The 20,178-nt window shown below is 75.2% G+C and carries 19 protein-coding genes; 3 read left to right on the forward strand and 16 right to left on the reverse strand.

Annotated elements, in window-relative coordinates; all coding sequences use genetic code 11:
• Positions 1-152: 152 nt before the first annotated feature.
• Complete coding sequence (nhaA, locus tag CLT75_RS08945; RefSeq protein ID WP_135240359.1) at positions 153-1,454, forward strand: Na+/H+ antiporter NhaA; 1,302 nt, start codon at positions 153-155, stop codon at positions 1,452-1,454.
• Positions 1,455-1,514: 60 nt separating this feature from the next.
• On the opposite strand, the gene CLT75_RS08950 is transcribed toward nhaA, so the two are convergent.
• The 8 genes from CLT75_RS08950 to CLT75_RS08985 all read right to left on the reverse strand — a co-directional run bounded on the left by CLT75_RS08950 (position 1,515) and on the right by CLT75_RS08985 (position 8,510).
• Entirely contained in the window at positions 1,515-1,718 is a 204-nt protein-coding gene (locus CLT75_RS08950) for a hypothetical protein (protein WP_013286558.1), read from the reverse strand.
• A gap of 122 nt (positions 1,719-1,840) precedes the next feature.
• A complete protein-coding gene (locus CLT75_RS08955; RefSeq protein ID WP_013286559.1) occupies positions 1,841-2,428 on the reverse strand; it encodes a TMEM165/GDT1 family protein in 588 nt (195 codons plus the stop codon).
• A 227-nt stretch (positions 2,429-2,655) separates the two neighbouring features.
• Complete coding sequence (gene egtD, locus CLT75_RS08960) at positions 2,656-3,621, reverse strand: L-histidine N(alpha)-methyltransferase (RefSeq protein WP_135240360.1); 966 nt, start codon at positions 3,619-3,621, stop codon at positions 2,656-2,658.
• A gap of 32 nt (positions 3,622-3,653) precedes the next feature.
• Positions 3,654-4,400 carry an ergothioneine biosynthesis protein EgtC gene (gene egtC, locus CLT75_RS08965; RefSeq protein ID WP_135240361.1) on the reverse strand — a complete coding sequence of 249 codons (747 nt, stop codon included), beginning with the start codon at positions 4,398-4,400 and terminating at the stop codon, positions 3,654-3,656.
• A gap of 9 nt (positions 4,401-4,409) precedes the next feature.
• Positions 4,410-5,717 (reverse strand): ergothioneine biosynthesis protein EgtB, encoded by a 1,308-nt coding sequence (gene egtB / locus CLT75_RS08970; protein ID WP_135240362.1) that lies wholly within the window; start codon positions 5,715-5,717, stop codon positions 4,410-4,412.
• The gene (gene egtA / locus CLT75_RS08975; protein WP_135240363.1) at positions 5,714-6,949 is read right to left on the reverse strand and encodes an ergothioneine biosynthesis glutamate--cysteine ligase EgtA; all 1,236 of its coding nucleotides are present in this window, start codon (positions 6,947-6,949) and stop codon (positions 5,714-5,716) included. Before egtA ends, egtB begins: the two co-directional genes overlap by 4 nt.
• Before the next feature lie 156 nt (positions 6,950-7,105).
• Complete coding sequence (locus CLT75_RS08980) at positions 7,106-7,855, reverse strand: hypothetical protein (RefSeq protein WP_486485100.1); 750 nt, start codon at positions 7,853-7,855, stop codon at positions 7,106-7,108.
• A gap of 19 nt (positions 7,856-7,874) precedes the next feature.
• Positions 7,875-8,510, reverse strand: a complete 636-nt coding sequence (locus CLT75_RS08985; protein ID WP_135240365.1) for an RNA polymerase sigma factor — start codon at positions 8,508-8,510, stop codon at positions 7,875-7,877.
• Positions 8,511-9,013: 503 nt separating this feature from the next.
• Between CLT75_RS08985 and CLT75_RS08990 the strand changes: the two genes are divergently transcribed.
• Entirely contained in the window at positions 9,014-10,405 is a 1,392-nt protein-coding gene (locus tag CLT75_RS08990; RefSeq protein WP_135240366.1) for a serine/threonine-protein kinase, read from the forward strand.
• 61 nt (positions 10,406-10,466) lie between these two features.
• Here the strand turns inward: CLT75_RS08990 and CLT75_RS08995 are convergent, their stop codons facing one another.
• The 5 genes from CLT75_RS08995 to CLT75_RS09015 form a co-directional block, all read right to left on the reverse strand.
• Positions 10,467-12,947 carry an FtsX-like permease family protein gene (locus CLT75_RS08995; RefSeq protein ID WP_135240367.1) on the reverse strand — a complete coding sequence of 827 codons (2,481 nt, stop codon included), beginning with the start codon at positions 12,945-12,947 and terminating at the stop codon, positions 10,467-10,469.
• Positions 12,948-12,952: 5 nt separating this feature from the next.
• A complete protein-coding gene (locus CLT75_RS09000; RefSeq protein ID WP_135240368.1) occupies positions 12,953-13,717 on the reverse strand; it encodes an ABC transporter ATP-binding protein in 765 nt (254 codons plus the stop codon).
• A 148-nt stretch (positions 13,718-13,865) separates the two neighbouring features.
• Positions 13,866-14,531 carry a response regulator transcription factor gene (locus CLT75_RS09005; RefSeq protein ID WP_135240369.1) on the reverse strand — a complete coding sequence of 222 codons (666 nt, stop codon included), beginning with the start codon at positions 14,529-14,531 and terminating at the stop codon, positions 13,866-13,868.
• A complete protein-coding gene (locus CLT75_RS09010) occupies positions 14,528-15,742 on the reverse strand; it encodes a sensor histidine kinase (protein ID WP_486485101.1) in 1,215 nt (404 codons plus the stop codon). Before CLT75_RS09010 ends, CLT75_RS09005 begins: the two co-directional genes overlap by 4 nt.
• A 50-nt stretch (positions 15,743-15,792) precedes the next feature.
• Positions 15,793-16,488: a DUF305 domain-containing protein gene (locus CLT75_RS09015; protein ID WP_135240370.1), complete on the reverse strand. Its 696-nt coding sequence runs from the start codon at positions 16,486-16,488 to the stop codon at positions 15,793-15,795.
• 138 nt (positions 16,489-16,626) lie between these two features.
• On the opposite strand from CLT75_RS09015, the gene CLT75_RS09020 reads away from it, so the two are divergent.
• Complete coding sequence (locus tag CLT75_RS09020; RefSeq protein WP_135240371.1) at positions 16,627-18,078, forward strand: LVIVD repeat-containing protein; 1,452 nt, start codon at positions 16,627-16,629, stop codon at positions 18,076-18,078.
• Between the two features lie 71 nt (positions 18,079-18,149).
• On the opposite strand, the gene CLT75_RS09025 is transcribed toward CLT75_RS09020, so the two are convergent.
• The 3 genes from CLT75_RS09025 to CLT75_RS09035 are packed head-to-tail and all read right to left on the reverse strand — an operon-like array spanning position 18,150 to position 20,094.
• Positions 18,150-18,542 (reverse strand): VOC family protein, encoded by a 393-nt coding sequence (locus CLT75_RS09025; RefSeq protein WP_135240372.1) that lies wholly within the window; start codon positions 18,540-18,542, stop codon positions 18,150-18,152.
• Positions 18,543-18,582: 40 nt separating this feature from the next.
• Positions 18,583-19,572, reverse strand: a complete 990-nt coding sequence (locus tag CLT75_RS09030; protein WP_135240373.1) for a carcinine hydrolase/isopenicillin-N N-acyltransferase family protein — start codon at positions 19,570-19,572, stop codon at positions 18,583-18,585.
• Positions 19,573-19,620: 48 nt separating this feature from the next.
• Positions 19,621-20,094 carry a DUF1203 domain-containing protein gene (locus CLT75_RS09035; RefSeq protein ID WP_135240374.1) on the reverse strand — a complete coding sequence of 158 codons (474 nt, stop codon included), beginning with the start codon at positions 20,092-20,094 and terminating at the stop codon, positions 19,621-19,623.
• Between the last annotated feature and the right edge of the window lie 84 nt (positions 20,095-20,178).

The following is a 20,178-nucleotide window of genomic DNA, read 5'->3' on the forward strand; positions in this document are numbered from 1 at the left end:
CGATGGGACGCTCCGCCCGAGTGGTGAGACGGGCGTCCCATCGGCCGGCTCGGCTCGCCGCCGGTGGCGGCGCCCGTTAGGGTTGGTACCGGTGTGCCGGGAAGCCTGGTCGGCGATAATTCCGCCGACCCCAGCTTCCGAACGGACGCCGCATGCCCCAGCACACCCCGCACCGCTCCCGCCTGCTGTCCCGCCGCTCCTGGCCGGAGGCCCGCTTCCTGGCCGACGTGCTGCGCACCGAGACCGTCGGCGGTGGCCTGCTGCTGCTCGGCGCGGTGCTCGCCCTGATCTGGGCCAACTCGCCGTGGCGCGCCGCGTACGCCGAACTGAGCCACTGGGTGCCCTGGCCCGGCGGCGCCGGGCTGCACCTCGACCTCGACCTGCGCACCTGGGCCGCCGACGGGCTGCTGGCGATCTTCTTCTTCGTGGTCGGCCTGGAACTCAAGCGCGAGTTCGTCGCCGGGGACCTGCGCGACCCCCGGCGGGCCGCGCTTCCGGTGGTCGCCGCGCTCGGCGGCATGATCGCCCCCGCGCTGGTCTACCTCGCGGTGACGCTCAGCGCCGGCGGCACCGGCCTGCGCGGATGGGCCATCCCCACCGCCACCGACATCGCCTTCGCGCTCGCCGTGCTCGCCGTGGTCAGCTCCCACCTGCCGCAGGGGCTGCGCGCCTTCCTGCTGACCCTCGCCGTGGTCGACGACCTCTTCGCGATCACCATCATCGCGGTCTTCTACACCGACGCGTTCCACCCGCTGCCGCTGCTCGCCGCGCTGCTGCCGATCGCCGCGTTCGGGCTGCTGGTGCAGCGGCGGCGGACCTGGTGGTGGGCGCTGATCCCGCTCGCGGTGACCGCCTGGGCGCTGGTGCACGCCTCCGGCGTGCACGCCACAGTGGCGGGCGTGCTGCTCGGCTTCACCGTGCCGGTGCTGCGCGGGCGCAACGGCGCACCCGGGCTGGCCGAGCGGCTGGAACACCGCTGGCGCCCCGTCTCGGCGGGCCTGGCCGTACCGGTCTTCGCCTTCTTCGCCGCCGGGGTGACGCTGGTCGGGGTCGACCTGGGCGGCGTGCTCACCAGCCCGGTCGTGCTCGCGGTGGCCGCCGGGCTGGTGCTCGGCAAGGTGATCGGCGTGTTCGGGTCGACGTACCTGCTCGCCCGGTTCACCCGGGCCGAACTGGACGAGGAGATCACCTGGGCCGACCTGGCCGGGCTGGCGCTGCTGGCCGGCATCGGCTTCACCGTGTCGCTGCTCATCGGCGAGCTGGCGTTCGGCCCCGGCAGCCCGGAGGAGGACGGCGTCAAGGTGGCGGTGCTGCTCGGCTCGCTCACCTCGGCGCTGCTGGCCTCGGTGGTTCTGGTCCGCCGCAACCGGGTCTACCGGCGGATCAGCGAGCGGGAGAGCCGGGACGCCGACGGTGACGGCGTCCCCGACGTCTACCAGGAGGGCCCGGCCTGAACCGGCGCGGCGGGCGCGACCGTCCGGTCACGCCCGCCGCCACCCTCGACGCGGTACGCCTCAGCGCCGGCGCTCGGCCGGCCGCGGCTCGCGCTTGCGCTCCGGTTCCTCGAGCGCCTCGGCGGCCGGCGCGGTGAGGTCGTCACCGGGCACGGCCACCTGCTCGGCGCGGTCCTGCTCGTCCTCGCGCCCGCCCGGCGGCGGCTCCGGCGCGGTGGCGCCCCCGGCGAAGCCGTACTCGTTGGGCTCGTCGTGCCTGCTCATGGGCGGAACCTCCCGGTCGTGCCGATTCGTCCTCCGCCGGGCGGTCACCGCCACGGCGCTCACCCGGGCTACTTACCCACCGGAGCGCTCTCCGATCATCGGCCGCCGCCGTACCACTCACGTCAGGTCAGCTCGGAGACCGCCTCGAAGATCAGCCAGAGGCCGCAGATGGCGAACAGCACCGCCGCGCCGTAGCGGATGGTCCGCTCCGGCAGGTGCCGGCCGAGCATCCGGCCCACCAGGATCGCCAGCGCGTCCGCCGCCACCATGCCGAGCGTCGAGCCGAGCCAGGTGCCGAACCAGCCGTACTTGGTGGCCAGCGTGATGGTGGCGAGCATGGTCTTGTCGCCCAGCTCGGCCAGGAAGAACGCCACACCGACGGCGATGACGGCGGACCGGCCGCCGCGCTCGGCCTTGCGCTTCTCCTCCTCGGTCAGCCTGTCGCCGCGCAGCGTCCAGGCGCCGAAGCCGAGGAACGCCAGACCGGCGATGAGCGAGATCCAGTCGGTGGGCAGGGCGGCGTTCAGGCCGTACCCGATGGCCACCGAGGCCAGGTGGACCACGGCGGTGGCGATCGTGATGCCGATGAGCACCGGCACCGGCTTGAACCGCGTGGCGAACGTCAGTGCCATGAGCTGGGACTTGTCGCCCAGCTCGGCGACGAAGATGACGCCGAAGCTGACCACCAGCGCGACGAGGAAACCCTCCATGTGAACCTTCCCGATCAAGCCGGGAGGAGGAACGGGGGCGCCCTCGACCCGGCTGCGACAGCCTGAGTCGAAGGTCTCGCCCGCCCCGGAGACCGGGGCCGCGTGGCCGGATGCGGAACGCACCAGTGTGTCGACCACGACATTGGGGGCTACTCCCCTTCGCGCCGCCAGCCTAGCCGATCACCGGCCGGCCCGGTCACCGGGTGTGGCCGGGGCCACGGCGGCCGTCAGTCGGCGCGGGCCAGGCTCACCCCGAACAGCCCGTCCGGGTCGGTCCAGAACGCCCGCCTGTCGAACCCGGCGGCGGCCAGCTCGGCCGCGATCCCCTCCGGCCGGAACTTGGCCGACACCTCGGTCCGCAACTCCTCACCGGCGGCGAACACCACGTCGGTGTCCAGCACCCGCACCCGGGTCGGGTGCTCGGCGCGCAACCGCATCTCGATCCACTCCCGCTCGGGGTCCCAGACCGCCACGTGCCGGAACGCGTCGACGTCGAAGTCCGCGCCCAGCTCGCGGTTGATCACCCGCAGCACGTTGCGGTTGAACTCGGCGGTCACGCCCGCCGCGTCGTCGTAGGCGGGCACGATCACGCCCGGGTCCTTGACCAGGTCGGTGCCGACCAGCAGCCAGTCGCCGGTCTCCAGCGCCGCGCGCATCGCGGTGAGGAACTCGGCCCGCTCCACCGGCAGCAGGTTGCCGATCGTGCCGCCGAGGAACGCCACCAGACGCCGGCCGCCGGTGGGCAGCCGGTCCAGGTGGCGGGTGAAGTCACCGACGATCCCCCGCACCCGCAGCCCCGGGTACGCGGCGGCGATCTGCTCGGTGGACGACCGCAGCGCGCTCACCGACACGTCCAGCGGCACGAACGTGCCCAGGTCGCCGTGGCGGGTGAACGCGTCGAGCAGCAGCCGGGTCTTCTCCGACGAGCCCGACCCCAGCTCGATCAGCGTCTTCGCGCCGGTCATGGCGGCCACGTCGTCGGCGTGCGCGGCCAGCACCGCCCGCTCGGCCCGGGTCGGGTAGTACTCCGGCAGGCGGGTGATCTCCTCGAACAGCTCGCTGCCCCGGGCATCGTAGAACCACTTCGGCGGCAGCCACTTCGGTGTCGCGGCCAGACCGACCCGTACGTCCTCCCGCAACCCACGGTCGAGGTCCTGCTGCTCCAGGTGGATCTCCAGCGGCTCCGCGCTCATCGAGTGTCCTCTCTTGCGGTGGGTACGGATCGTCAGGCGGCGGTCGTGTCCCGCACGTCGAGCCCGCCCGTGGTCGCCACCACGAGCCGGCCGTCCGGCACGGCCCGCCAGGCCGGGTCGTCGTCGAACGGTTCGGACGCCAGCAGCACCGAGTCCGGGCCGCGGCGCACCGACAGCGCGTGCCCGGCCGTGCTCGCCACCACCGTCGTACCGTCGGTGAGCAGCAGGTTCAGCCGGGAGCCGGGAGCGGCGGCGGTCACCGCCGCGACGGTGTCCGCCACCGCCTCGTCCGGCGGCGCGCCGGCCCGCAGCCGGTGCCGGACCAGCGCCCACAGCAGCGCCGAGTCGGTCGGCACGTCCAGGGTGATCAGGTCGCGGACGGGCAGGCCGGCGGCGAGCGGGACCAGGGTGTCCGGCCAGCCCCGCACCACGCCGTTGTGGCTGAACAGCCACCGCCCCTCGGCGAACGGCGCCGCCGCCGTCTCGTGCAGCGGCATGCCGACGGTGGCCGAGCGGACCGCGGCCAGCACCGCCCGCACCCGCGTCACGGCGGCCAGCTCCGGCAGCGTGGTGTCGCTCCACATCGGCTGGGCCCGCCGGTAGCGGACCGGGTCGCCGTCGCCGGGATACCAGGCGACGCCGAAACCGTCGGCGTTTATCGTGCCGCCGCCGCGCATGTCACGCGGCGCCCACGACTGGCGCAGCAGCCCGTACGGCGGGTCGAACAGCAGGCTGCCCAGGAGCACGGGTGGACCGAGGTACGCGAGGTGACGGCACATCGGGCCGGCTCACTCCTCCGGGCCGGCGTCACGGGCGCAGCGGAAACCGCTGAAGATCTGCCGCCGGATCGGGTAGTCCCAGTTGCGGAACGTGCCCCGGCAGGCGGACCGGTCGGTGCCGAACGAGCCGCCCCGCAGCACCCGGTGGTCGTCGCCGAAGAAGACCTCCGAGTACTCCCGGTACGGGAACGCGGTGAAGCCCGGGTGGCCCCGGAACGGCGAGGAGGTCCACTCCCACACGTCGCCGACGAGCTGGTGCACGCCCAGCGGCGAGGCGCCCGCCGGGTACGCGCCCACCGGCGCCGGCCACAGGTGCCGCTGCCCCAGGTTGGCGTGCTCGGTGCCCGGGTCCTCGTCGCCCCACGGGTAGCGGCGAGATCGGCCGGTCGCCGGATCCCAGCGGGCCGCCTTCTCCCACTCCGCCTCGGTGGGCAGCCGCTTGCCGGCCCACGCCGCGTACGCCTGCGCCTCGTACCAGCAGACGTGCACCACCGGCTCGTCGTCGCGTACCGGCGACCAGCGGCCGAACCGGCGGTACGCCCAGCCGTCCCCGTCGCGCCGCCAGTGCATCGGCGCGCTCAGGTCCGCCTCGACGCGGTGCCGCCAGCCCGCCTCGCTCCACCAGCGCGGTTCGTCGTACCCGCCGTCGGCGATGAACGCCCGGTACTGACCGTTCGTCACCGGCGCGGCGTCGATGACGTACGCGGGCAGGTCGACGGTGTGCGCCGGGCGCTCGTTGTCCAGCGCCCACGGGTCGGTGGAGGTGCCCATCGTGAACGGCCCGGCCGGCACCCGCACCTCCCCGCCGACCCGGGCCCGGGGCTCCGGCGGGGGCGGCGCGTCCAGCACCGGGGCGCCGGCGCGCAGCTGGTGGGTGGCGAGCATGGTCTCGTCGTGCTGCTGCTCGTGCTGCACGATCATGCCGAACGCGAACCCGTCGGCGACGAGCGGACGCTCGGTGAAGCGGATGCCGTCGAGCAGGTCGAACACCTTGTCGCGGACCGTACGCACGTAGGCGCGTGCCTCGGCCGGCGGCAGCAGCGGCAGCGCCGGGCGGTCCTTGCGCGGCTGCTTGAACGCGTCGTAGAGGTCGTCGATGTCGTGGCGCACCGGTTCGCGGCCGCCGACGTCGCGGACCAGCCACAGCTCCTCCTGGTTGCCGACGTGCGCCAGGTCCCAGACCAGCGGCGACATCAGCGTGGAGTGCTGCCTGACCAGGTCGTCGTCGTCCACCGCGTCGGTCAGCAGCGCGGTACGGGCCCGGGTCCGCTCCAGCTCCGCGGCGATCCGGTCGCGTAGTCGCTCGGTGGTGGTCACCGGTGTCCCCTCTCCGCGGCGGCGCGGTGCCGCCGGATCGCTCGATCGGTCTCGTCGTGGATGCCCTCCGGCAGGCCGAGCCGGGGCAGGGCCGTCAGGGCCAGGTCGAACAGCGCCTCCGCGGCGCTCGCCAGCGGACGCTCGGCCAGCCCGCACCGGGCCGCCGCACGCCACCGGCCGGCGACCGGGCCGGCCGCCGCCAGCGCGTCCCGGGTGGTGGCCGGGTCGGTGAACAGCGCCGTGAGCACCGCCAGCGGCACCGTCCACTCCGGGCCGGGCTGGGTGTCCAGGTAGCGCAGCTCCAGGTAGCCGCGTGGGCGTACCGGCGGGAACAGCGTGCTGAGGTGGTATTCCAGGTCGTCGGTGGTGGGCGGGCGGGGCAGCGCCCCGGCCAGCCAGTCGGCGAACGTGACACCGGGCGGCGCGGTCCAGTCCGGGCCGTCGCCGCGGACGCACAGCAGCGGCGCGGCGAGCGCGTATCGGGTCCAGGCCGCCACCGGGTCGTCGTCGGCGCGCTCAGGCGACCACACCGGACGGGTCCGGGCCGGGTCGATGGCCAGCCAGGTGGCCATCCGGGCGGAGGCCCAGCCGGTGCGGCGGCCCGCGTGCCGGTCGGCGGTGGCGAAGGCGGCGAGCAGCGGCGGGCCGACGGCGTGCGCGGCGGCCCAGCGCTGCGCCAGGTGCTCCGGCTCGCCCGCGTCCAGGCAGACCTGGAGCCCGGCGGTGCTGTACATCATCGCCCGTCCCGCCGGGCCGCGCCGGTCGAAGGCGCAGCGCATGGCGCGGTACCGGGGGGTCTCCACGACGGGCCGGGGAAGGCGCCACGGGTCGATGCCGCTGCGGCCGAGCACCAGGCCGGCGGCGTCCAGCCGGGCCCGCAGCTCGGCGACGTCGGCCTCGGTGGCCAGGATGAGCGCGGCGACAGTCGATCGCGGCGTCGCGGAGATCTCCACCTGCCCGCCGGGCTCCACGGTCACGGCGCCGCCGCGCCGGAGCTCGTCGGCCGGGCTGGTGGGGTCGAGGGTCACCGGGCTGTGCCGCCCCAGCGCCTCGCGTAGTCGCTCGCGGTCGACCGGCCGGGCCGGGTCCGCGGCGTCGTGCACGGTCCATTCCAGTTCGACGCCGACGAGTGCGGGTGGCCCGGTCTTGAAGCAGATCCGGGCGAGGTGGCCCCGGGCCGCCTCCTCGTCCCCCAGAACGACTGCGCGGTCCAGGTCCGGCGACATCACCATGGGACGGCTCCTCCTCGGCGATGGGCGACGACGTCGTCGCGACGCGCCCGGCCGGGACGGCACGGGACGCCGCCCCACCATCCTCTGTCTAGCAGACGAGATCCGCTTGCCCGGAGAGATGAATTTTTGTCCGGAATCTGATTGCGCCGCGGCCGCTCAGCCGTCCGCTTCCCGGCCCGGGGGCTCGGGCTCCGGCGCGTCGTCCGGGCCCTCCGGCGACGCGCCCACGAGGTTGCGGCAGTAGCTCTCCACCTGCTCGGGGCCGCCGGCGGCGGCCACCAGGTCGGCGAAGCCCGGCCTGGTGAGCGCCTTCTCCCGCTGTCGTTCCGGCTTGGCCAGGTAGGCGCGGCAGTGGCCGGCCATGCTCGCCCCGCCGGCCGGGGGCGCGGACGGCCGGGCCTTGGCGCTCGGCGTACCGGACGGGGCCGGAGCCGGTGGGGACACCGCGCCGGACGCGTCACCGGCCGGGGTGCTCGGCGCCGGCCGGGACGGCCCGGTGACGGCGGGGCCGGTGCCCGTCGGTCCGGCGCCGGTCGGGCCGGCCGTCGTCGCGGGCGGCACCACCGGCTCGGGGTCGTGGTCCAGGCGCACGGCGGCGAACGCCACCCCCGCGACGGCGGTGGCGGCGAGCCCGGCCAGCGCGGCGGCGATCCGCAGGCGCCGGCGCGGGCGCGGCGCGGTCACCGGCACGGGCGCCGCCGCGGTCCCGGCGCGGGCCGTCCGGAAGGCGGCGAGCGCCTGCTCCTCCCCGGCGACCTCGTCCGGGCCGGCCGGCCCCGCCGCGGCGGACAGCAGCCGGGTCAGCGGGTCGGCGTCGGCGCCCGGCGGCGTGCCGGCGCGTGCGGCGTCGAGCAGCCGGTCGGACTCCGCCCGGTCGGCGGGCCCGCCGGACCGGCGAGCGTGCATGCCGTCGTCTCCCCTCACGTCAGCCCTCCGCCGGCTCGGCCTCGGGCGCGTGCGGCACCTGGCGCTCGGTCCGGGGACGCGGCGCGACGACGTCCCGGGTGTCCTCCGGCGCGGTCTGCACCGCCGAGCGCTCCAGCAGCGCGGCGAGCCGGCGCAGGCCCCGGTGCGCGGCGGTCCGCACCGCGCCGGCCCGCCGGCCCAGCACCCGCCCGGCGGTCTCCGCGTCCAGGCCGATGACGGCCCGCAGCATCACCGCCTCGGCCTCGGCCGGCGGCAGCGTACGGATCAGCGCGAGCGCGCTCTCGGTGGCGATGGCCTCACCGGCGCGGTCGGCGGTGTCGACGTCGGCGGCCAGATCGTTGAGGGCCTGCACCGGCACCGGCACGGAGGGCCGCCGCCGCTGCCGGCGCAGATGGTCCATGGCCCGGTTGCGGGCGATGGTGACCACCCAGGCGCGGAACTCGCCGCCGGTGAACGACGGCAGGTCGCGGGAGATCTGGAGCCACGCCTCCGAGGCCACGTCCTCGGCGTCGGCGCCGACGAGGGCGGTCAGGTAGCGCAGCAGCGCCGGTTGCAGGCTGCGGTAGAGGAACCGGAACGCCTCCTCGTCCCCCGCCTGCGCTGCGGCGACCGCCTCGTTCAGTTCGGCCGTCACGCGCGCCGCCCCACCCGGATGACGGCCCGGAGCCGGGCGTCAACGGGTGCCAGTGACCACACCGCCATCCGCACTCGGCCCCCCGGTGAGCTGATCGGGCACCCGCACGAGGGTGCGGTGCGCCGTGGAAACTGCCGCGCGCGGCACGGGCGTCGGCGGGACATACCGTACCGGCGTCCGGGGGCGGCCGGGAGTCGGGCCGACGCCGGGGCGGGCGGGGTGCGTCGGCAAGCCTCCGGACGGCGGAGAAACAGAGAGAAATGTCTAGCTGCGTCACCGGCGTGTCGGGGTAACACCGGCGGCGGGCGCGACGCTCCCCGGATTGGACCGCCCGCCGGGGCGGCGAGCCGCGAGCGCGGGGGCGCGTCACTTTCTGGCCGATCGTACCGGGTCGATCACGATCAGCCGATCGGCGTCCCGGGTGCCGGACACCCGGCCGAACGGCCGGGCCGGACCGGCCGCGGATATCGCGGGAAATACTTCAGGCCTGCTGTGGGTACGGTATGGGGGTGCTGTCCTCAGACGTCGTACTCAGCGGTCGGTACCGCCTGGATGACCGTGTCGCCACCGGCGGCATGGGCGACGTCTGGCGTGCCACGGACCTGGTCCTCGGTCGTCCCGTCGCGGTGAAGGTCCTGCTTCCCGCACTGGTGTCCGACCCCGACTTCATCGCCCGGTTCCGCGCCGAGGCGCGGATCATGGCCTCGCTGCGCCACCCCGGCGTGGTGCAGGTCTTCGACTGCGGTGAGGACGAGCTGCCCAGTGGCGGCCGCGCCGACTACCTGGTGATGGAGTTCGTCGCCGGAGAGCCGCTGTCGCGGCGGATCGAGTCCGCCGGGTCCCTCGAGGTCGCCGAGACCATGTCGATCGTGGCCCAGGTGGCGCAGGCGCTGCACGCGGCGCACGGCCGCGGCATCGTGCACCGGGACGTGAAGCCGAGCAACCTGCTCGTGCAGGACGACGGCACCGTGGTCCTGGTCGACTTCGGGGTGGCCCGGTCGACGAACGTCACGAGCATCACCAGCACGAACGCGGTGCCCGGCACCGCCCTCTACATGGCGCCGGAGCAGGCCGCCGGCCGGCCCGTCTCGGGCGCCACCGACGTGTACGCGCTCGGCGCCGTCGCGTACTGCTGCCTCACCGGCAGCCCGCCGTTCACCGGCGACAACCCGCTCCAGGTGGCCGTACGTCATCTCGACGACGAGCCGCCGGAGCTGCCGGCGGAGATCCCGGCGTCGGTGCGGGAGCTGGTCTCCCGGGCGCTGGCCAAGGACCCGGCCGACCGTTACCCGAGCGCCGCGGCGATGGCCGACGCGGCGCGGGCCGCGCGTACCGACTCGCCGACCGCGACGGTGGCGCTGCGCGGCGCGGCGGCCTCGGCGCGGTCCCGCGACGACCAGCGGGCGGTCCGCCCGGGCGCCGCGGTGGCGACGTCGCGGCGGCGGGGCCGGCGCGGCACGCTCGTCGGCGCGCTGGGCGCGGTGCTGGTGGCGATGGGTGCGCTGGGCGCGCTCGTGGCCGCCACCAACGACACCGCCGAACCGGCCACGAAGATCGACAAGACGGCGCCCGCGGTGGCGCCGAGCGACCCGGCCGCGGAGCCGGTCGCCGACGAGCCGTCGGCCGACGACGAGTACACCTACCGCCCGGTCGGCCCGGGCGGCCGGCCGTCGGCCACGCCCTCGGTGACGCCGAGCACCTCGGCGACCCCGTCGGCGCAGCCGAGCGTCACCGACGAGCCGGCTCCGTCGGCCGAGCCGAGCAGCACGCCGTCGAGCGCGCCGACGACGACGGCACCCACCACGCCGCCGGCACCGGACCCGACCACCGCCGACCCGGGCACCGGCACGGGCGGCGGCGGTGACACCGGCGGGCAGCCGGCCACCCAGCCCTGACCCACCATGAGCCGGCCCCGCCCACGGCGGAGCCGGCTCGTCCGTGTCCGGGCGGCGGTGCTCAGTCCGCGCCGAGCGACGCCACCACCGGCCGGGACAGCGCCCGGCGGGCCGGCAGGACCGAGGCGAGCAGCGCGGCCACCACCGCCACCGCGACGATCAGCCCGATCCGCGCCCACGGCAGCACCAGCGTGAAGTCGCCGCCGATGCGGGCCACCACTGCCATCGCCCCGGCCGCCGCCCCGGTGCCGAGCGCGATGCCGAGCAGCGTGCCGACGAGCGCGGTGAGCACCGCCTCGACCGCCAGCACGCCCCGCATCCCGGCCCGGCTCAGCCCGACCGCGCGCAGCACCGCGGTCTCCCGGGTGCGTTCCACCACCGACAGGCTGAGCGTGTTGGCGACCCCGACCAGCGAGATCACCACGGCCAGGCCGAGCAGCGCGGTGACGAACCCCAGCACCAGGTCGACGGTGCCGGTGAGCATCTTCTTGTACGCGGCCTGATCCATCACGTTCACCGTCGGATAGCGGGCCAGCACCGACTCGACGGCGGCCCGGGCCGCGTCGACGCTCACCCCGGGGGCCGGGTCCACCTCGGCCAGGTAGCCGCGCTCGGTGGGGAACATGGCGGTGAAGTCGGCGTCCAGCACGTCCACCAGGTGACCGGCGGGCACCGGGCTGCCGGCCAGGACCGGCTCCTCGTCGGCCACCACCGCGACGACCCGGAACGGGCGGCCGGCGAGCGTGATCGTGGAGCCGGCCGTCCAGCCCCGCGCCGCGGCCAGCTCACGGTGCACCAGCACCGAACCCGGCCCCAGGTCCGCCGGGTCACCGGCGTCCACGGCGGACAGCGTGCGCCGGACCAGCGCCGGATGCGCGGCGCGCAGCTGCACGTCGCCGACCACCCGGCTGCGCTGCTCGTGCACCACACCCAGCTCCGGGCGGGCGGCCAGGTCGCCGGCGACGGTGGCCGGCAGGTCGCCGCCGATGCCGGTGACCAGGAAGTCCACGCCGATCCGGGCGTCCACCGCGCGTTCGATGCCGGACTTGACGCTCGCCGCGCCGACCACGAACGCGGAGACCAGCCCGATGCCGATCACCATGGCGGTCGCGGTGGCGGCGACCCGGCGCGGGTTGCGTACCGCGTTCGACACGGCCAGCCCGCCGGTGGCGCCGAACGCCGCGCGGAACGGCCCGCCGAGCACCCGTACCAGGGCCGGCACCAGCACCGGGCCGAACGCCACGATGCCGCCGAAGGCCAGCAACGCGCCGGCCGCGACCAGCACCACCTGGCCGGTGGCACCGGCGCCGGCCAGCGCCGCCACACCGGCGGCGAGCGCCAGCGCGCCGACCGCCAGCCGGACCCGGCCGGCCGGACGTACCGGGTTGACCGCCGCGTCGGTGAGCGCGGCCACCGGGGCGACCCGGGTGCCCTGCCAGGCCGGCAGCGCGGCCGACGCCACCGTGAGCAGCGTCCCCAGCGCCAGCGAGAGCAGCAGCGTCCGCGGGGTCAGGGTGAGCCCGCTGCCGAGCGGCGCGCCGGTGCCGGCGAGCAGGAGACCGAGGCCGCCGGCCACCGCCGCGCCGGCCAGCACCCCGGCCGCGGAGGCGAGCAGGCCGGTCACCGCCGCCTCGGACAGCGTGGCCCGGTAGATCTGTCCCCGGGTGGCGCCGACCAGGCGCAGCAGCGCGGTACGCCGGGAGCGCTGGGCGAGCACGATGGCGAAGGTGTTGGCGATCACGAAGCCGGCCACCACCACGGCGACCGCCGCGAACGTGCCCAGCAGCATGCCGAACTGCCGCAGGTCACGGACCGCGTCGTCGACTGCGGCGTCGAGGATGGCGTCGCGGTCCCGGACCGTCACGTCCGGTCCCACCACGGCGCGGATCCGGTCGGCCAGCGCCGCCGTGTCCACCCCGGGCCGCGCCGCCACCATGATCCGGCCGTAGCCCTTCTCACCGCTGACCGTGAGCGCGTCCGGGCCGGTCAGCCCGATGTACGGGCCGCCGACGTCGCGGGAGCCGCCGGCCACGTCGACGGTGCCGACCAGGGTGTACGGGCGGGCCGCGCCGTCCTGCCCGCCGATCGACACCGGGGCGCCGACGGTGAAGCGCTGCGCGGCGACGGTCTCGTCGTCGAGCACCACCTCGCCGGGGCGCTGCGGCAGCCGCCCGGCGACCACGTCGTAGGACTGCAGGTCCGTCTCGGTGGGGATCGCGGCGAGCACCGCGTACCCGAGCACGGGACGGCCGTCGCTGCCGACCACCCCGGCGGAGCCGGTCAGCTCGCCCGCGGCGGCGGCCACCCCGTCGACGGCGCGCACCCGGTCCACGAGCGCCGGGGGCAGCGGGCCGGTCTCGGCGTACGCGGCCAGGTCGGTGTGTCTGTCGAACTCACCGGCCCGCTCGTACGCCCCGGCGCGCATGCCGTCGATGAACATCAGCGTGCCGGCGACGAACGCGACGCCGAGCACGATCGCCAGCGAGGACAGCAGCAGGCGCAGGCCGTCGGCGCGGACCTGGCGCAGGGTCAGGCGCAGCATCCCGGTCACCGCCCCGCCGGGGTGACGGCCGGGTCGAGCCGGCTGAGCGCGTCCCGGACCGCGCCGACCGTCGGCGCGTGCAGTTCGTCGACCAGCCGGCCGTCGGCGAGGAAGACCACCCGGTCGGCGTACGCGGCGGCGGCCGGGTCGTGGGTGACCATGACGACGGTCTGGCCGAGCGTGTCCACCGCCTCGCGCAGCAGCCGCAGCACCTCCGCGCCGGAGCGCGAGTCGAGGTTGCCGGTCGGCTCGTCGGCGAAGATCACCCACGGCCGGGTGATCAGCGCGCGGGCCACCGCGACGCGCTGCTGCTGGCCGCCGGACAGCTCCGCCGGGTGGTGCCCGAGGCGGTCGGTCAGGCCCACCGCGGCCACCACCTGACGCAGCCAGGCCGCGTCCGGGCGGCGGCCGGCGATGGCCAGCGGGAGGACGATGTTCTCCTCGGCGGTGAGCGTGGGCAGCAGGTTGAACTTCTGGAAGACGAAGCCGATCCGGTCCCGGCGCAGCCGGGTGAGCCGCCGGTCGTCCAGGCCCGTCAGGTCGGCGTCGCCGATGTGGACCGCCCCGGCGGTCGGCCGGTCGAGGCCGGCGAGGCAGTGCAGCAGTGTGGACTTGCCGGAGCCGGACGGACCCATCACGGCGGTGAACCGGGCGGCGGCCAGGTCGAGGTCGACGCCGTCGAGCGCGACGACGCGGGACTGGCCGGCGCCGTACTCCCTGCGCAGCGCGCGGGCGGCGAGGGCGACGCCTGTGGTCGGTGGTGCGGACACTGTGGTGCTCCTGTCGGACACGGTCTGAAGACGCTTCCGACGCTAGGTCCGGCACCGCTGAGGTGATCTCCACCTGCGCGCTCGACCTCGGTGCGACCACGGTCGTCCCTCACCGGGGGAACCCGTACGACCTGAGGCGTACGGCCGGTCAGCCGCCGGGCGTGACCAGGCCGCTCTCGTACGCCAGCACCACCGCCTGGACCCGGTCGCGGAGCTGGAGCTTGGCCAGGATGCGGCCCACGTGGGTCTTCACCGTCGCCTCCGCGACGTGCACCCGGGCGGCGATCTCGGCGTTGGAGAGCCCCTGCGCCACGAGCAGCAGCACCTCGCGCTCCCGCTCGGTGAGCTGGGCCAGCCGGGGGTCGGCGGCCGGCGCGGGACCGAGCTGCCCGGCGAACCGGTCGAGCAGCCGCCGGGTGATCGACGGGGCCACGACCGAGTCGCCCTGGGCCACCACCCGGATCGCGGCCATGAGCTCCTCCGGCGGCACGTTCTTGAGCAGGAACCCGCTCGCCCCGGCGCGCAGCGCGGCGAACGCGTCGGCCTCGGTGTCGAACGTGGTGAGCACCAGCACGCGCGGCCCGCCGCCGTCCGAGCGGGCGCAGATCCGCCGGGTCGCCTCCACCCCGTCCATGGTGGGCATCCGCAGGTCCATCACCACCACGTCGGCCTCGACCCGGTCCAGCACCCGCAGCGCGTCCGCGCCGTCGATGGCCTCGCCGACCACCTCCAGGTCCGGCTGGGAGTCGAGCACCATCCGGAACCCGGCCCGCACCAGCATCTGGTCGTCGACGATCATCACCCGCACGGTCACGCCGCCGCGCTCCCTTCCTCGGTGCCGGCGCCCGCCGGCAGTGGCAGCCGCGCCTGCACCCGCCAGCCACCGGCGAGTGTGGGGCCGGCGGCGAGGCTGCCGTCGTACACCCCGACCCGTTCCCGCATGCCGACCAGGCCGTGCCCGCCGGACGGCGCCGGCCGGACCACCGGCGCGCCGCCGCCGTCGTCGACCGCCCGGACCACGACGGCGTCGGCGGCCCAGTCCAGCGTCAGCTCCACCGACGCGCCGACACCGGCGTGCTTGAGCGCGTTGGTCAGGCTCTCCTGCACCACCCGGTAGACGGTCAGCTCCAGGCCGGGCGGCAGCGCCCGTGGCGTGCCGGCGCCGCCGCAGGTGATCCGCAGCCCGGCGGCGCGGAACCGGTCGAGCAACGCGGGCAGTTCCACCAGCGCGGGTCGCCGGTGCGCCGGCTCGACGGCCGGCTCGTCCGCCGGCACCGGCTCCGGGCGGTCCGGTTCCCGGAGTACGCCGACCAGCCGCCGCATCTCCTCCAGCGCCTGCCGCCCGGTGTCGGCGACCACCTTGGCCGCCTCCCGGGCGGTGGCCGGGTCGCGGTCGAGCGTGAACCGCACCCCGTCGGCCTGCACGATCATCACGGCCATGCTGTGGGCGACCACGTCGTGCAGCTCACGGGCGATGCGGGTGCGTTCCTCGGCGACGGCGGCGCGCGCCTCGGCCTCCCGTTCCCGTTCCAGCGTGGCGGCGCGTTCCTCCAGGCTGAGCACGTAGAGACGGCGGGTCCGCAGATTCAGTCCGGCCAGGAAGACCGCGCCGACGATCAGGCTGTAGAAGATCGCGCCCATCCACCAGGGACCGGTGCCGGGTGTCTGGAGCGCGGCGAGCACCCCGCCGATCACGGCGACGATCCCGGCGGCGATGCCGTCGCGGAGCCGGTCGGCGTACTTGACCACGCTGTAGAGGGCGATCAGCACGGCGACGTCGTAGCTGAGCGGGCCCCAGCCGGCGATCACCTGGACCAGCGCGAGCGCGGCCACCAGGGCGCCCACGGCCGACGGGTGGGTACGCCGGAGGAACAGCGCCGCCGCCATCGCCAGGCCGACAGCGGTCGCCGGGATCCCGGTGTGCCCGGCGACAAAGCCGGACAGCGCGAAGAACGCGACGAGGCCGCAGACGGCCGCGTCGAACGCGACACCCCGCAGCGGTCGACCGAGGATCAGGCGGTTCACGATCCCCCAGCCTAGGCCCGCCCCTGCGTCCTCCCCCGCCCGCTCCCAGGTCAGCGGGTCAGCAGGGCCTGCATGCGGCTGATCTCGGCGGACTGCTCGACGGCCACCGAGGTGGCGAACTCCTGCATCGGCTGGTCGACGCCGACCTTCAGCAGGTCGGTGGACATGACGATCGCGCCCCGGTGGTGGTCGGACATCATCTGCACGAACAGCTTGTCGAACGCCGCGCCGCGGGCGTCGGCGAGCCGCCGCATCGCCTCCGCGGACTGCATCCCGCGCATGCTGCCGTGGTCGTGCCCGGGTACGTCGGCGGGCAGGTCGCGCGTGCTGAGCCAGGCGCGCAGCAGGCCGACCTCCGGCCCCTGCGCGGCACGGATCCGGTCGGCGACGGCGCGCACCCGCGCGTCGGCGGCGCGCTCGGGCGCGAGGGCGGCCATCTCCAGGGCCTGCTCGTGGTGCGGGATCATCATCCGGACGTACCAGACGTCGAGGCTGTTCCAGCGCGGCGTGGTGGCGCCCCGGACCTGCTCGGCCGGGCGGGTCGCGGCGGGCTCCCCCGGGCGTCCCGGTACCACCACCGGCGGCGCCGACCCGGCGGCGCTCGCGCTCGGCGCGGCCGGCGCGGCGGTTCCGGCCGCCTCCGGGGTACGGGTGTCCTCGCGCCCGGTCAGCGCCAGCGCGCCGGCCACCACGAGGGTCACCAGTGCTGTGACGCCCACCCACACACGCGCCTGCCGGCTGGTCATACGACGCCTCCTCCGGTCAAGGTGACAGCGATCCTATCCATAGACGAAAGTTCCCAAGTGTGACCCGGATCACATTGATGGCCGTCTCAAATAGGTAAGGTGTGGCGAATCATGACCCCCTTTCGAAGGGTGTTGCCGATGATCAGCGTCCGCACGTCCCGAATCCGGATCGTCAGCCTGGCCGCCGCCGGCCTGCTGCTCGCCGGCGTCGTCACCGCGCCCCCGAGCAGCGCGCAGGAGATCCCCCGCGCGCAGGCCGCGCCGGCCACCGTGGACAGCGCCGTCCCCGGTGTCGACGAGATCTCCAGCAGCCCCAACCTGCGCCAGGTGGCGAACCTGCCCAAGCAGGCACCGTTCGACACCACTGCCGCCCTCGGCACCGACATCGCCTTCCAGGGGCGGTACGCGTTCGTCGGCAACTACGACGGATTCGTCGTCTACGACGTCTCCCGCCCGAGCCGCCCGGCGATCGTGTCCCAGGTGCTCTGCCCCGGCTCGCAGAACGACATCTCGGTCCACGGCAACCTGCTGTTCCTGTCGACCGACTCCTCCCGCAGCGACGACTCCTGCGCCAGCACCACCCAGCCGGCGTCGGTGAAGGAGTCCTGGGAGGGCATCAAGATCTTCGACATCCGGGACAAGCGCAACCCGCGCTACATCAAGTCGGTGGAGACGGCGTGCGGCTCGCACACCCACACCCTGGTGCCCGGCAAGGACAAGCGGAACGTCTACCTGTACGTCTCCTCGTACAGCCCGCGGGCCGAGTTCCCGGACTGCCAGCCGCCGCACGACTCCATCTCCATCGTCAAGGTGCCGGTGAAGAACCCCACCACCGCCTCCGTGGTCGCCACGCCGAACCTGTTCCCGGACGGCGGCTACCCGGGCATCCCGGGTCAGTCGTCGGCCACCACCGGCTGCCACGACATCACCGCGTACCCGTCGAAGGACCTGGCCGCGGGCGCCTGCATGGGTGACGGCATCCTGCTGGACATCTCCAACCGCGAGGCGCCCCGGGTGATCGAGCGGGTCACCGACGCGGAGAACTTCGCGTTCTGGCACTCGGCCACGTTCAACAACGCCGGCACCAAGGTCGTCTTCACCGACGAGCTGGGCGGCGGCGGCGCGGCCACCTGCAACGAGGTGGTCGGCCCGAACCGCGGCGCGGACGCCATCTACGACATCACCGGCCGTGGTGACGCGCGCAAGCTGGAGTTCCGCAGCTACTACAAGATCCCCCGAGCCAACGCGGACACGGAGAACTGCGTGGCCCACAACGGCTCGCTGATCCCGGTTCCCGGCCGCGACATCATGGTCCAGGCCTGGTACCAGGGCGGCATCTCGGTGTGGGACTTCACCGACTCGCGCACCCCCAAGGAGATCGCCTACTGGGAGCGCGGGCCGCTGGACGCCTCGCAGCTGCGTACCGGCGGGTCCTGGTCGGCCTACTGGTACAACGGCCACATCTACTCCAGCGACATCCAGAAGGGACTGGACGTGCTGGAGCTGCGTGACCCGCGTACCTGGCTGGCGCAGTTCCTGCTGGTGCCCGAGCTGAACGTGCAGACCCAGGCCGGTTACCTGAGCTGGTGACCCGCTGACCGTCGCCGGGCCCGGTGCTCCCCCTCGCGGGGACGCCGGGCCCGTCGCCGTCAGCGCCCCCGTCACGCCTCGTACGAGATGAACTCCAGGAGGCTCCCGTCGGGGTCGCGGAAGTAGACGCTCGTGCCGGGGCCGCCGGCGCCGAACCGCGGGACCGGCCCCGTCTCCACCTCGACGCCGTGACGCCGCAGGTGCGCCACCGCCGCCTCGACCGGCCCGTCCCAGACGAGACAGACGTCGCTGTTGCCGGGGCGGACGGGCAGGCGGGCGACGTTGCCCGCGAGGTCCATCCCCGGCCCGTGCACGCTGAGCTGAGTGGGCCCGATCCGGAACGCGACGCGCTCGCCGCCGACGCCGATCACCTCGGCGCCGGCCACGTCCCGGTAGAAGTCGGTGGCGACCCGCCAGTCCGAGACGGCGATCACGACGGGGTCCAGCCGGGTCACGGGCGTCATCGTCCGACAGTAACGCCGGCGCGGACCGCAGGCGCCCTGGTCAGCTCATCGGCAGCCGGTAGTCGCGGGTGCCGCCGCCGGCCGTGACCACGCGCACCTCGCCGCTGCGCAGCCCGTACGTCACCGACCAGCGGGTGTGCGACTGGCGTACCGCGTTGAGCAGCCGCAGCGCACCGGCCGCGTCGACCACCCCGCCGGTGCGGTCCAGCTCCTTCGCCAGCACCCCGTACCGGTGGTCCTGGCGCAGTTCGCGGTCCGGCACGCCGACGGCGGGCACGTTGGTCAGCGCCTGCCACGGGCCCTGCCGCCGGTCCACGGTGAGCTTCCCGTCGACGAACTCCACCACGGCGGACGCGCCCGTCGCGTCGGCCAGCAGGTAGTGCAGCGGCGGCCCGCCGTCGAAGTCGAGGTTGTAGCGCCGGAACACGGCGACCGCCTCGTCCACGGTGGCGGCCGAGTCGAGCACCAGGCGCAGGATGCGCACCGAGCCGACCTTCGGCAGTCCGGGCACCGGCTCGGCGCGTGCCCCGTCGTCGGCGGCCAGCCCGACCGCGAGACCCCGCTCGTTCATGCCGTCGAACGGCAGCAGCGGTGCGTCCAGCAGCCGCCGGTCCCCGGTCGGGTCGGCGGACACGCCCAGGTAGGAGATGTCGACGAGGGAGATCGAGGCGTACCCGTCCGGCGGGTCGGTGCGCAGCACCAGCGCGGGATTGGGCTCCCAGTCGAAGTTGCGGGCGAACAGCGGCCGGTCCCGGTCGGCGAGCGCGGCGAACAGCGAGCAGCCGAACGGGCTCGGTGGCGTCGACCCGGCCAGCCCGGCGGTCGGGTCGTAGTCGCCGTCGTACGTCATCTCGTACATCGGCAGGTCGTCGATCTTGCGGAGGCTGGCCAGGGTCCGCTCGACCTGAGCCGGGTCCTGACGGGAGGCGGCCGGTGAGCCGGCCGCGGCCGGTGGACCGGACCGGCTCTCCCCGCAGGCCGTGGCGAGCAGGAGCAGCGCGAGCCCGCCGGCGATGAGGGTCCTCCGCATGACAGCGACGCTAGAAGAGGCGTGCGCCGATGTCCATCCGGGAGTCGGTCAGCTCCGCACGATCGCGAACATCCAGCAGCCGTACACCACGTTGCGGCTGTGCAACTGGTCCACCGCCGGGTCGGCGAACAGCTCCGCGATCACCGCCTCCGGATCGCCGCCGTCGTGTCGCCGTCCGCCCACGATGCGGCCCCGGCTGTCGTACGCGCGCAGCACCTGCTCCCGTCCGCGCCACCGCGACGGGTACGCCGTCACGTCGTCCGGGCCGGCGCAACCGGCGGCGTGCGCGAACACCGGCCCCACCTCGCGGTACGGGCCCGGTGGCAGCGGCGGGGCGTACCCGAACAGCAGCAGCGCCTCGTCCGGCCGGGCGTCACGCAGGCAGCAGCGCAGCGGCTCGCCGCCGGTGGCACGCCGGTGCTCAGGCGGCTGCCCGGTGGCGTCGCGGCCGGTGCGTCGCAGCTCGGCGAGCGTCCCGGCGGGCAGCGGGCGGATTCCGAACGCGGTACGGGTGGTCGTCACGGTCCCAGCTTGGCGCGGCCCCGGCCGCGGCGCTGGCGGTGATCGGACCTGGCGTTCGGGCACCGCGAGATTGCCGCCGAGCGG

This window comes from Micromonospora sp. CNZ285 (assembly GCF_004637285.1).